Source organism: Mucilaginibacter pocheonensis, from assembly GCF_031456535.1.
GTDB lineage: Bacteria > Bacteroidota > Bacteroidia > Sphingobacteriales > Sphingobacteriaceae > Mucilaginibacter > Mucilaginibacter pocheonensis.
This window is the reverse complement of record NZ_JAVDUU010000002.1, coordinates 913,525-926,665: the sequence shown is the minus strand read 5'-3', so window position 1 is coordinate 926,665 and position 13,141 is coordinate 913,525. Positions and strand designations below refer to the sequence as shown.

The following is a 13,141-nucleotide window of genomic DNA, read 5'->3' as shown; positions in this document are numbered from 1 at the left end:
GTTTGCTCAAAAAGAAAATTCTTCTCATTTTGAACTATTTAATCATCACCTATGAATAGCTTATTAACAAACAAAACAGCATTGGTCACCGGGGCCTCCCGCGGTATTGGCAAGGCCATGGCACTCAAACTGGCCGATGAAGGAGCGGCAGTAGTGATCAATTATATTAAAAGTAAAAACGAGGCCGACCTGCTGGCTGCCAGCATAAATGAAAAAGGCGGCAGGGCCATCGCCATCCAGGCCGATGTTTCAAAGCCCGGGGAAATTAAACGATTGTTTGATGAAACAGAACAAGCATTCGGCAATATAGATATTGTGATTGCCAATGCAGCCGATGCCATAGTAAAACCATTGGCCAATTGCAGCGAAGAAGATTACGACCGTATATTTAATACCAATACCAAAGGCGTTTTTTTTATTTTGCAGGAGGCTGCAAAAAGGATACGTGATAATGGCCGTATCATAGTTACCTCAACAGGAGGCACCAAAATGTTTTTTTCTGAAACGTCGCTTTATTTAGGCAGCAAAGGCGCCGTTGAGCAATTTGTGCGCGTGCTTTCGCGAGAACTTGGCAATAGAAAAATCACGGTTAATGCCCTTTCGCCAGGCTTTACCGATACCGACCTGCTACCGGAGCGCGACAGGCAGGTGGCTACTGATATGTCGCCCCTTAAACGTATTGGTGATCCGGAAGATGTGGCCGAAGTAGCTTTGTTTTTAGCAAGCCATGCCGGTCGTTGGATCACCGGACAAAACATTGGCGCAGGCGGCGGAGTTTTTTAAGCTACTTATTATCTCCTAATCCATATTTTTCTGAGTTTGGTTACCCCACCGGCTCCATGATTTTTAAAATTGCATCCACATATTCCCGGTTATTGGCCAGGCGGGGTACTTTATGCTGACCGCCCAATTTACCTTTCTCTTTCATCCAGTTAAAGAAAGTACCCTCGGGCGCACGGCGTACAATGGGGCGGCGCAAGGCAAGGTCTTTAAAACGCTTCGCGTCATAGTCGGAATTTATACGACGCAGGGTTTCATCGAGCAGATCAACAAAGCGCTCAAACTCGGCAGGTTTTTTTTCAAATTCAATGATCCACTCATGCGCGCCGCATTGGTCGCCGTTAAAATAAACGGGGGCCGCGGTATATTCCCTGATGATGGCCCCTGTTTGATGACAGGCCTCTTCCAGGGCACGCTCGGCATTGTCAATGATCACTTCTTCGCCAAAAGCATTGATAAAATGCTTGGTACGCCCGGTAACCTGTATGCGAAAGGGCGATAAGGACGAAAACTTGATGGTGTCGCCTATCATATATCGCCAAAGCCCCGCATTGGTAGTAATAATAAGGGCGTAGTTTTTATCCAGCTCCACTTCGTCGAGCGTAAGCGTGGTGGGATTCTCGTCATGCAGGTGTTCCAGAGGCAAAAACTCATAAAATATGCCATAATCCAGCATCAGCAGCATATCCCCGGGCTCTTTTGTGTCCTGTATGCCAAAGAAACCCTCAGATGCATTATAATTCTCCAGGTAATACATTTCGTCGCTGGGAATTAAATTCTTAAACTGCTCACGATATGGGGTAAAATTAACCGCTCCATGAAAATACATCTCCAGGTTTGGCCATACTTCGAGCAGATTTTTTTTACCTGTAATTTCCAGTATACGTTTAAATAATACAAGGTTCCAGGTAGGCACCCCGCTGATGCTGGTTACATTCACATCTTTGGTAGCGTAGGCTATTTTCTCAATTTTTTCTTCAAAATTTTCAAGCAGGGCTATATCCAGGTCGGGGGTACGGTGAAACTCGGCCCACAGGGGCAGGTTTTTCATGATCACTGCAGAAAGGTCACCAAATGATGTTTCGGCGCTTAACTGGCTCACCTGGTGACTGCCGCCAAGTGTTAATATTTTACCCGTGAACATGCGGGCGTTGGGTCTGTTGTTAAAATAAATGGTTAGCAGGTCCTTACCACCTTTAAAATGGCATTCCTCCAGGGCTTCCTCGCTAACAGGGATAAACTTGCTTCTATCGTTAGTTGTGCCCGATGATTTAGCAAACCAGCGGATCTCTGACGGCCAAAGCACATTTTTTTCGCCCAGGAGCATACGCTCAATATAGGGTTTAAGCGTATCATAGTTTTGAATGGGAACGCGCTCCTTAAACTGGTTCAGGTTCTCAATACTTTTATATTGATATTTTCTGCCCCATTCGGTGCTTTCGGCGCCGGATATCAGTTGCTCAAACCATTCTTCCTGCACCTCATTGGGGTATTTCATAAAAAGCTCTATCTGATGGATTCGCTTTTTCATGAACCAGGTAAATACGGAGTTGAAGATCGTCATAGGTTTTTATTGGCGTGGTTAGCGTTATGATCAAGATATGAAAAATTTAGTTAATCATAAAGCGCTGTCAACCTATTATTGTTTTTCTGATTACTGCGGGAATACTTTTCTTTTCAAAACAAAGTTCGAACCAAGGTATACTTTGCGCACCATTTCGTTTTCGGCCAGTATTTCGGGCACACCCGATTCCAGTATCTTGCCCTCAAAAAGCAGGTAAGCGCGGTCAGTAATAGATAATGTTTCCTGTACGTTATGGTCAGTAATCAGGATGCCTATGTTGCGGTGCCGTAATTTGGCCACCATAGCCTGTATTTCTTCAACCGCAATAGGGTCAACGCCAGCAAAGGGTTCATCCAGTAAAATAAAATTTGGTTCGGCAGCCAAAGCGCGGGCAATTTCGGTACGCCTGCGCTCCCCCCCTGATAATAAGTCGCCCCGGTTTTTACGTACTTTATGTAAACTGAATTCATCAATAAGTTCTTCCAGTTTTTCACGTTGCCGTTCTTTAGACATTTTCCCCATCTCCAGCACCGCCTTGATATTATCCTCTACCGAAAGCTTGCGGAACACCGAAGCCTCCTGTGCCAGGTAGCCGATGCCTTTTTGCGCCCTGCGGTACATCGGATCGCCGGTAATGTCCTTATCATCCAAAAAAATAACGCCCTCGTTTGGCTTTATCAGCCCTACTATCATATAAAAGGAGGTGGTTTTACCGGCGCCATTTGGCCCCAGCAAACCTACTATTTCGCCCTGGGCAACATTAAACGATACATCGTTAACAACTGTACGCTGTTTATATTTCTTTACTAAATTTTCTGCTCTTAAAATCATTATTTTTTGTCTGAGCTTCGTTCCTCAGAATCACGCGTTTATGTATTGCTTACTAATCGCCTATTCTTATCCCTTTTATATTCAATTGTATGGTGCGCCTTTCGCGCCATACGTTTTCTTCAATACTGTAACAAATATCAAATGGCACACCCGGTTTCAACTCGGGCAGGTATTCGCCGTGATTAAAGGCGATACAATCAAATGCCGCCGAACCATCCTGTATCACGGCCATTTTTATATGCGCCGCGCCTACCAACCCCGCATTGCCGCTAACATACACATTTTTACTCATGAAAACCGGCGACATGTTTTCGGGCCCAAATGGCGCAAACTGGTTCAATATCCTGAAAAACTTTGCTTCTATCTGGCTTAAACGCAATTCGGCGTCAATTTGTATTTGCTGTATCAATTGTTCAGGCATAATTGTAGCGCTTACCACTTCTTCAAAGCGGTTTTTAAATGCTTCTACATTTTCGGGCGCCATGGTTAAACCGGCAGCATATTTATGCCCGCCAAACTGAATAAGCAGATCTTTACATTCGCAAAGGGCCTCGTAAAGATCGTAACCCAAAACAGAGCGCGCAGAACCCGCCACATGGCCGTTTGAGCGGGTAAGTACAATAGTTGGCCGGTAATATTTTTCGGTGAGGCGCGATGCCACTATACCAATAACCCCTTTGTGCCAGTTTTCATTAAAAACCACGGTTGATTTTCGCGCTATCATCAACTCATCATTCTCAATCATGCTTAAAGCCTCGCCGGTAATATCCAGGTCATGGCCCTTGCGCTCTGTATTGCGGGTATTGATCATCAGGCCTTTTTCTTTGGCAATATGCTCATCGCATGCAATGAGCAATTCAACTGCATGTTTGGCGTCATCAATACGGCCGGCCGCATTAATGCGTGGCCCCAGCAAAAATACCACGTCAGATATAGTGTAAGGGCCTGATCGCCCGGCTACCTCCATCAAAGTTTTCACACCGATGCAAGGACTCTCGTTTATTTTTTGCAAACCGAAGTAGGCCAATACCCGGTTTTCGCCGGTTATATGTACAATATCGCATGATATGCTGATGGCTACCAGGTCAAGAAAACGGGCAACGGCCTCAAAAGGGATCTCATATTTTTCTGAATAAGCCTGTATCAGCTTAAAGCCAATGCCACAACCCGAAAGTTCTTTATAGGGATACTCGCAATCATTACGCTTTGGGTCAAGCACAGCTACAGCGGCAGGCAGCTCAGCACCTGGCAAGTGGTGGTCGCAAATGATAAAATCAACTCCCCTGGTATTGGCGTATTCAATTTTATCAACCGATTTAATGCCGCAGTCAAGCGCTATAATTAGGGTAAAGTCATTTTCGGCCGCATAATCAATGCCCTGGGTTGATATACCATAGCCTTCTTTATAACGGTCGGGTATGTAATATTCCAGTTTTTGATAACGTTCGCTAAAAAAACCATATACAGTAGCTACGGCAGTTGTACCATCTACATCATAGTCGCCATATATCAGTATTTTTTCGCCGGCTGCCATTGCATCTTCAATGCGTTCAATAGCTTTCTCCATGTCCTTCATCAAGAAGGGATCATGCAGGTGCCGTTGGTCGGGCCTAAAAAAGTAACGTGCTTCCTCAAAGGTGCGTATCCCCCTGTGAACCAGCAGTGTACTTAAAACAGTATCAATATTAAGGTCGGCAGCTAATTTTCTGACCACGTCATCGTCAGCATTATCCTTTACCGCCCAACGTTTATTCATATCTTTGTAGCTTAAAAACAGTAAATATAGTTATAGTTAGTATCAAGTAGCGAGTATCAAGTATCAAGATTTTTGAAGACTTTATAAAAAAGACGATCGTCTTGCCGCCTGATACCCGCTACTTGATACTAAAATTTAATATTCTATGGAAATTTTCGCGTTAGGTGAGGGCTCATATTCGGTTGATGCAACCAAGAAATTTATTCCCTTTGACCCTCAAACCGATAGTGTAAAAGACCGTCCGGGTTCGTTATTCATTCATGTTAACCCTTTCCTGATTAAAACAGATAATGACTTGATTGTACTGGACACAGGACTTGGTTTTAAAGACACGCGCGATGAATTGCTGTTACATCAAAACATACGCAATGCCGGTTTTGACCCCGATGAGGTATCCCTGGTATTGATGTCGCACCTGCATTATGATCATTCAGGTGGCCTGGTAGTGGAGCGCAACGGGAAACTGGAGCCCAGTTTTCCGCAGGCAAGGCATGTGATACAACGCCAGGAATGGGAAACCGGGCTTGCGGGCCGGTCATCATCATATCACAAAGAGATATTTGAGGCGCTACGCAGTGCCGACATAACCTTTGTTGAAGGCAGCGGCCAACTGCAGCGGGGTATCAGTTATGAACTCTCGGGAGGCCATTGTCCTTATCACCAGGTATTCCGGATAGATATGGAAGGGGAAAAAGTGTTTTTTGGAGGCGATGAACTGCCTGAACCGGAACAACTGATCAGAAAATTTATAGCTAAATATGATATGGACGGGCGTAAGGCAATGCAGTTACGTGAAGAATATGGAAAACAGGCAGCATCAGAAGGATGGCTTTGCCTGTTTTATCACTCAAAATCATTTGCAATAGGTAAGGTTTTACGTGACGGCGATCATTTTAAGGTTGAACCGGCTCAATAATGGCTTTCGACCTCAAAAAGTTCTTTTATTTTTTCGACATTAAGCGGCTTTGATATAAAATCTTTCACCAGCGGGTATGATTTGGCCCTGTTAATATCATTACTGAATACAGATGACGAAATGATATATATTTTGCTTTTACCCGACGGATCAATATTAAGGCGCTTAAACTCATCCAAAAACTCCCACCCGTTCATGATAGGCATATTGATGTCAAGCAGAATATAATCAGGCATCTTACTTGGATCTTTCTGCTGTATATCAGCCAATTGGTCGATGGCAAATTTTCCGTTTAAACAGGCCATAATCTCCGTATTGAGCAAAGCCTTCTTGATTAGCTTAATCGAAATGAAGTTATTGATCTCATCATCGTCAATCAATAATACACTAACAGGCTTGATATTAATTGTCATAACGCATTTTCAAATAGATATACTTGTTAAAATAGATTATACTTATACGCTTTAAGAAATTAAAAAGTTATGTTCCTATAAACTGCGGATATAAGTATCATTTCGATTGCGTGGATTAATAACTAAAAAGTAAATTATTTATTTTAGTACTTGTTATCTTTTAGATAAATAATAACAATAAAGCATACCAAACCTTACTCTTTCGTAAAAACATTACTTAATAGTTCAAAACGACTAAAGGCACAAAACAAATATTATTGACAATAATATAATTGTCGGCAATATTGTATACCTGTTTCCCCAATCCAAACGCTGGGGATTTTTTAAAAAAAACAATGAATAAATGATCGGCAAATGACCAAATGAATCAAAATGATCAAAGGCATACGGATTTCAGTTGGCTTACAATTGCCTATCTGAAATCCGCATGTCTTGAATCTTTACTCTATTACACTTTCCTCAAAAGCGTAATCTTCCAGCGGTGGGCATGAGCAGATCAATGTCCGGTCGCCGTAAGTGTCATTAACGCGCCCTACTGATGGCCAAAATTTATAAGCTGACACATAAGGAAGCGGGAACGCCGCTTTTTGGCGGGTATATGGGTGCTCCCAATCGTTGCCTGTAATTACGGCCACAGTATGCGGGGCATTTTTTAAAGGATTATCTGTTTTGTCTGATATACCGTCAGCCACGTCTGCAATTTCATGTCGTATGGCTATCATGGCGTCACAAAAACGGTCAAGCTCGTGCTTAGGTTCTGATTCGGTTGGCTCCACCATAACGGTACCCGCAACCGGGAATGATACGGTTGGCGCATGAAAGCCGTAGTCCATCAGGCGTTTGGCAATGTCGGTAACTTCAATACCAAAGGCTTTAAAGGAGCGGCAATCCAATATCATCTCGTGCGCGCAACGGCCATTAGCACCGGCGTAAAGTACCGGAAAATGATCCTGCAGACGCGCCTTAATATAATTTGCATTCAATATGGCATAACGGGTTGCATCGGTTAAGCCATCGGCACCCATCATAGCTATATAAGCATGTGATATGATCAGGATTGAAGCTGAGCCCCATGGCGCCGCCGATACCGCATGGATTGATTTGCCCCTGTCAATGTCAACAACAGCATGGCCGGGTAAGTAAGGAACAAGGTGTTTGGCTACACCAATAGGCCCCATGCCCGGACCGCCGCCGCCATGCGGAATACAAAAGGTTTTATGTAAATTAAGGTGACAAACGTCGGCACCAATATTGGCCGGACTGGTTAGGCCCACCTGCGCGTTCATATTAGCGCCGTCCATATATACCTGGCCGCCATTCTGGTGTATAATTTCGCATATCTCGATGATCGATTCCTCAAATACCCCGTGGGTAGATGGATAAGTAACCATGAGGCATGAAAGTTCATCTTTATATTGCTCGGCTTTGGCTTTCATATCGGCAACATCAATGTTGCCATTATCATCACATTTCACCACTACTATCTTCATACCGGCCATAGCTGCTGAAGCGGGGTTGGTACCATGCGCTGATGACGGGATCAACACGATATTACGGTGATGGTCGCCCCTGTCATTATGATAGGCGCGGATAACCATTAAACCGGCATATTCGCCCTGAGCGCCTGCGTTTGGCTGTAAACTCATGGCCGCAAACCCGGTTATCTCGCTAAGCCAGTTATTAAGCTCGTCAAAAAGCTGCATGTAACCGCCAACCTGATCGGCAGGGGCAAAAGGGTGTATCTTACTGAACTCGGCCCAGGTAACAGGTACCATTTCGGTAGTAGCGTTCAGTTTCATGGTACATGACCCCAAAGCGATCATGGAATGGCAAAGCGAAAGGTCTTTGGTCTCTAACGATTTGATATAACGCAGCATTTCATGTTCTGAATGGTGCGAGTTGAACAGACCATGTGTTAAATAAGCCGATGTACGTTGCAGCTGGGCTGGTATAACGGTTTGCAAATTTGACTTTAACTCATCAAAATTCACATCGTTGACGGTTTTGCCTTTTACTTTAGCAAAAAATTTAACCAGCGTTTTAATATCTTCAGGCGAGGTGGTTTCGTCAACAGCAATGGTAATTACTGAACCGTCATAGTTTAGGTTCATTTCATTGTTTAACGCTTCTGAATGGATAGGACCGGCCAATGCGCGAACATCAAACTTTAGCGTATCAAAAAACGACTCGTTCAGTTGTTCGTAACCTAATTCATTAAGAGAATTAGCTAATAAAACCGCTAAACCATGTATCCTCTCGGCAATTGATTTTATTCCCTGCGGACCATGATATACGGCGTACATGCCTGCCATAATGGCCAGCAACGCCTGCGCTGTACAAATATTTGAAGTCGCTTTATCACGGCGGATATGCTGTTCGCGGGTTTGCAGGGCCATACGCAGGGCGTAATTACCTGCGCTATCAACGGTAACACCAATAATGCGGCCCGGGATAGAGCGCTTATATTCGTCTTTGGTGGCAAAGAAAGCGGCATGCGGCCCGCCAAAGCCCATAGGCACACCAAAACGCTGGGTAGAACCAACCACAATGTCGGCACCCCACTCACCCGGAGGCGTTAGCAGCACCAGGCTCATAATATCGGCAACAACAGTTAATTTAATGCCTTTTTCATGTGCTTTGGCCGCATAATCAGTATAATTATATACGGCGCCGTTACCGGCGGGGTACTGTACTATAGCACCAAACATGTTGTCGGTCAATTCGGCCGTGCGATGGTCGCCTATTTGCAATTCAATACCGTACGGTTCTGAACGCGTTTTTAAAATATCAATAGTTTGCGAGAACAACTCTTCAGATACGAAGAAAACATTAGCGTTTTGATTTTTACGCAAACTGTATTGCATGAACATCGCTTCGGCAGCTGCCGTGCCTTCGTCCAGTAACGAAGCATTGGCAATTTCCATACCGGTTAAATCAATTACCATGGTTTGGAAGTTGAGCAGCGCCTGTAAACGGCCCTGTGCAATTTCGGCCTGATACGGGGTATATTGTGTATACCAGCCGGGATTTTCCAGGATATTACGTTGTATCACTCCCGGAACGATCACATCATAGTAACCCTTGCCAATAAATGATTTGAAAACCTTATTTTTTGAAGCGGTTTGCTTTAAAGTGTTCAGATAATCAAATTCGCTTTTTGCGGCTGGAAGGTTGAGCGGGTTTTTTAGCCTGATCCTGTCAGGTACCGTTTGGGTTATTAATTCATCAAGTGAATTTACACCAATGGTTTTTAACATTTTGGCCGTATCGGCTTCATTTGGAGCAATATGTCTCGACTGAAACTTCTCCTGGTAGTCTGCGTTCAACTTCATGAATCAAGTGTCCCTCTAAATTTAGCGCAAAGGTACACTTTTGCTACATGAGTAACAATTACCTAATATGATATTGACAAAGTGTTTACAGATAAAAAATGTATTTTGGCAATGGAATTACCTGAACCATGTTTCGCAAGCTTATACTTATCTTTTTTTTGTTCCTTTTTTGCGGCTCACGAGCCTTTGCCGATACGTTTGTAGTAACCAGTAATGCAGACTCGGGCCCTGGCACTTTGCGGGAGGCTTTAACCTTAGCGGCGGCTAATGGTAGCGCGGTGAAGGATTATATCAATTTTAATTTGCCGGATTTAAGTGTGGCAGGAAGGACGATAATTATATCAAGTCAGCTTCCAAATGTGTCATCAAATTTAGTGATTGACGGAAGCACTCAACCGGGCACCAAGTTTGGGATGAGCGATGCCAAAATTTGTATAAAAGCAAACCGCGTCGCATTTATTCAACTGATTAACCCTAATGTTTCAGCCTTGTATATCTCTCAAAAGAACAATGTAGAGGTGTATGGGCTGGAAACATCAGAGTTTTATTATTTAAACTACGCTGGTTCTGGAATATCGGCCGGCATTAGCATAATTGATTCGCAGAATATTCGAATCGGAGCTCCCGGAAAAGGCAATTGGATACATGATTGTGATCATTTTATTTTCGGCCCCTCTTCCGATTCACCTTCAAATTCTAATAACGCTGACATCCGCATTCAATCTAATTACTTTGGCTTCGAACCCGTTCCATTATCATATGTTCCACAAGGTATAAGTTTAAACGCAAAAAATGTGACTTTTGGGGGGACTACCTTGATTGAAGGTAATCACATAGCAACTGCAACACAACTTTCGGGCTCAAATTTTAAAATATCGAATAATTATATTGGGATTGATGGTAATGGCGATAATAGTAAATATTATCTGCCTGTAATTGAATTTTCAGAAGCTGATAATGTCGAAGTAAGCTACAATACGTCCCAAATATTAAGAATTTCGTTAAATCATGTAACTAACTTTAAAATTCTTGCAAATAAGGACATAGCTTTTACCTACCCCCAATCAGCAGGATATTCAATTAATATGGTAAACTGTTCCGACGGCATAATCGGCTCTGAAGATGAAACCTTGGAAAACGTTTTTTTCACTAACACAGGATCATACAACATGGATTTTTATGGTTCAACAATTGCAAATGAATCATCAAACAATATTCAAATATTAAAAAACAAAATTATTTGCAGCGGAAGAGTTTATTCAGTTTATTTTGAATCTAACAATATTGTTATACCTAAAATACAAGTTTTGGTAAACAATAGCGCTGAGTATTCGGGCACAGCATCGCCTAATTCAAACATCTACATTTACTATGATGATTCAGATTGTCCGGTATGTAGTCCTTTAAAGTTTTTTACAAAAATCACAGCCGATATTAACGGCCAGTGGAAAATAACAGGAAATTTCAATAACAAGAGATTCGTTTCAAATGCCCTTCTTTTAAAAAACTCATCTGAATTTACACAACCATCTTTTTCATATTTTGATGATTACTTTAACATCACTCAACCCACATGTAGCTTAAATAATGGATCTATTGAGATCATTAATACAAAATACAAGCATATCCTTAGGTTTGAGTGGTATAATTCGAATAATGAAAAGATTGGCGAAGGCCCACTACTTAAAAATGCAGGCCCGGGCAGATATTATGCTATCGGATTTAACGGAGAATGTTTTGCAAAAACTGTTGATGTTTTTTTATATAATATTCAACCATCAATCGTTGATACATACGTAAACCACAAAAATCCTTCCTGCGGTATTGGAGGTTCAATAACAGGATTAATAGCCATTACCGGATCACAAAATACCGCCACCTATGCATGGAGGAATCAAAACAATACCCTTATGGGAAATAAAGTGGATATTTCTGGATTACCCGCGGGCAAGTACATATTAACAATGACAGACGATGTTATTCATTGTTCAACTACCTATGGCCCAGTTATCCTTACCAACACCTCTGGCTCCAACATTGATGAATCAACAAAAGCAATTCAATCAACTCCATGTGGCCAGTTAATCGGCTCTATTACTAATATAACAGTTACCGGAACCAATCTTAAATACAGCTGGAAAAATGAGCAGGGCCAGGAAGTTGCCACCACCAAAGACCTTATAGGTAAGCCTGCAGGCAAATACACTTTGCAGGTCACCGATGACACTCCATGTGGCCCCGTTTACAGTAGTCAAATTGAAATCCCTGAAACCAACGGCATCACCCTTAATATACCATCAAACCCTAAAACAGATGCCAGCTGTAATAAAGCAAACGGCTCCATTACCGGCATTATCGCTCCTGGTGCTACCAAATTTGAATGGCGTGATGCTAACAACAATTTAGTGGGCAATAATCCTGACCTTAAAAATGTACCTGCCGGCGCTTATCGGCTCACCGCCTCCAATGATTTTGGATGCAGTAAAACCAGCCAGGTTTATCAGATCCTGGAATTGCCGGGCACCACCTATTCAACTTATACAATTACACGCAAAAACACCTGTTTTGGTGAAACAAACGGTTCTATTTCGGTTACTGCTGATGCCAAGGTAAAATCATTAAGATGGGTCAACGGCCTGAATCAAACTATTTCCGGCAATCAGCAGATTAGCGACCTGGCAGCGGGTACTTATAAACTTTATTTTACCGATCAAAATGATTGCGAAAGTTTATACAACAGCTATACCATTAATGAAATCCCCCAACTACAAATTATACCCAATACCGAACAAAAAACCGACGATGAATGTGATCTTAAAACCGGCAGTATTAAAAACATACAGATCACCGGAGGGTTACAGCCGTATGTTTACGAATGGTATAATGCCAATAATGAGCAGGTATCAACAGGTGTTTCGCCCACTGGTTTAAGCGCTGGCAACTATAAATTGATAGTAAATGATGCCAGTGGTTGCGCAGAAGCAATTGCCAGCTATAGCATAACAGCTCATAGCGGTATCATTGCTGCACCTTCTGCTAATGATGTGCAATTATGCACTTCCGGCAATGCCTTACTTACGGTTAATAGCGCTGTTGCTGGCTATACTTACCGTTTGTACGAATCGGTTAATAGTATTACGCCGCTCGCCCAACAAGCTAACGGGCGGTTTACAATAAACGCTAAAACCAGCACGGCTTTTTATATAAGCCAGGTATCAGGCGGCTGCGAAAGCAGCCGGACGAAAGTACAGGTAACTATCAGTCTTTCGGCTATTCACATTGCCAATGCTTTTACGCCTAATGGGGATGGTATTAATGACTACTGGAAAATTGAAGGCATTGAAAACTATCCCAACGCGCAGATACAGATATTTAACCGCTACGGACAAAAATTATTTGAATCAAAAGGATATCCAGTGCCTTTTAACGGTACCTCTAAGGGCAACTTGCTGGCAAATGGTGCTTATTATTACATCATCAACCTTAATAAAAATTGCAGCCTGCTCTCAGGTTATTTATCCATTATCAGGTAAAGTAACCTTGCGCAAG

At 42.7% G+C, this 13,141-nt stretch carries 8 protein-coding genes; 3 read left to right on the top strand and 5 right to left on the bottom strand.

What is annotated here, in order from left to right:
• The first annotated feature begins 51 nt into the window (after positions 1 to 51).
• Positions 52 to 783 (top strand): SDR family oxidoreductase, encoded by a 732-nt coding sequence (locus J2W55_RS10930; protein WP_310095542.1) that lies wholly within the window; start codon positions 52 to 54, stop codon positions 781 to 783.
• A 40-nt stretch (positions 784 to 823) separates the two neighbouring features.
• On the opposite strand, the gene J2W55_RS10925 is transcribed toward J2W55_RS10930, so the two are convergent.
• The 3 genes from J2W55_RS10925 to recJ form a co-directional block, all read right to left on the bottom strand.
• Positions 824 to 2,344: a GH3 auxin-responsive promoter family protein gene (locus tag J2W55_RS10925; protein ID WP_310095540.1), complete on the bottom strand. Its 1,521-nt coding sequence runs from the start codon at positions 2,342 to 2,344 to the stop codon at positions 824 to 826.
• Positions 2,345 to 2,434: 90 nt separating this feature from the next.
• A complete protein-coding gene (gene lptB / locus J2W55_RS10920; RefSeq protein ID WP_310095538.1) occupies positions 2,435 to 3,175 on the bottom strand; it encodes an LPS export ABC transporter ATP-binding protein in 741 nt (246 codons plus the stop codon).
• Positions 3,176 to 3,227: 52 nt separating this feature from the next.
• Positions 3,228 to 4,931 carry a single-stranded-DNA-specific exonuclease RecJ gene (gene recJ, locus J2W55_RS10915; protein ID WP_310095536.1) on the bottom strand — a complete coding sequence of 568 codons (1,704 nt, stop codon included), beginning with the start codon at positions 4,929 to 4,931 and terminating at the stop codon, positions 3,228 to 3,230.
• A 145-nt stretch (positions 4,932 to 5,076) separates the two neighbouring features.
• Here recJ and J2W55_RS10910 point away from each other — a divergent pair, with 145 nt between their 5' ends.
• A complete protein-coding gene (locus tag J2W55_RS10910) occupies positions 5,077 to 5,847 on the top strand; it encodes an MBL fold metallo-hydrolase (protein WP_310095535.1) in 771 nt (256 codons plus the stop codon).
• On the opposite strand, the gene J2W55_RS10905 is transcribed toward J2W55_RS10910, so the two are convergent.
• Together J2W55_RS10905 and gcvP are read right to left on the bottom strand one after the other, a co-directional pair.
• Complete coding sequence (locus tag J2W55_RS10905; RefSeq protein WP_310095533.1) at positions 5,841 to 6,260, bottom strand: response regulator; 420 nt, start codon at positions 6,258 to 6,260, stop codon at positions 5,841 to 5,843. The two genes, J2W55_RS10910 and J2W55_RS10905, sit on opposite strands and share 7 nt — an antisense overlap.
• Positions 6,261 to 6,700: 440 nt before the next feature.
• The gene (gene gcvP, locus J2W55_RS10900; protein WP_310095531.1) at positions 6,701 to 9,592 is read right to left on the bottom strand and encodes an aminomethyl-transferring glycine dehydrogenase; all 2,892 of its coding nucleotides are present in this window, start codon (positions 9,590 to 9,592) and stop codon (positions 6,701 to 6,703) included.
• A gap of 128 nt (positions 9,593 to 9,720) precedes the next feature.
• Between gcvP and J2W55_RS10895 the strand changes: the two genes are divergently transcribed.
• Positions 9,721 to 13,125, top strand: a complete 3,405-nt coding sequence (locus J2W55_RS10895) for a T9SS type B sorting domain-containing protein (protein ID WP_310095529.1) — start codon at positions 9,721 to 9,723, stop codon at positions 13,123 to 13,125.
• Positions 13,126 to 13,141 lie beyond the last annotated feature (16 nt).

What these genes read in the sequence shown, in the direction of transcription:
- J2W55_RS10930 (WP_310095542.1), top strand. Translation starts at nt 52, where the DNA reads ATGAATAGCTTATTAACAAACAAAACAGCATTGGTCACCGGGGCCTCC.
- J2W55_RS10925 (WP_310095540.1), bottom strand. Translation starts at nt 2,344, where the DNA reads ATGACGATCTTCAACTCCGTATTTACCTGGTTCATGAAAAAGCGAATC.
- lptB (WP_310095538.1), bottom strand. Translation starts at nt 3,175, where the DNA reads ATGATTTTAAGAGCAGAAAATTTAGTAAAGAAATATAAACAGCGTACA.
- recJ (WP_310095536.1), bottom strand. Translation starts at nt 4,931, where the DNA reads ATGAATAAACGTTGGGCGGTAAAGGATAATGCTGACGATGACGTGGTC.
- J2W55_RS10910 (WP_310095535.1), top strand. Translation starts at nt 5,077, where the DNA reads ATGGAAATTTTCGCGTTAGGTGAGGGCTCATATTCGGTTGATGCAACC.
- J2W55_RS10905 (WP_310095533.1), bottom strand. Translation starts at nt 6,260, where the DNA reads ATGACAATTAATATCAAGCCTGTTAGTGTATTATTGATTGACGATGAT.
- gcvP (WP_310095531.1), bottom strand. Translation starts at nt 9,592, where the DNA reads ATGAAGTTGAACGCAGACTACCAGGAGAAGTTTCAGTCGAGACATATT.
- J2W55_RS10895 (WP_310095529.1), top strand. Translation starts at nt 9,721, where the DNA reads ATGTTTCGCAAGCTTATACTTATCTTTTTTTTGTTCCTTTTTTGCGGC.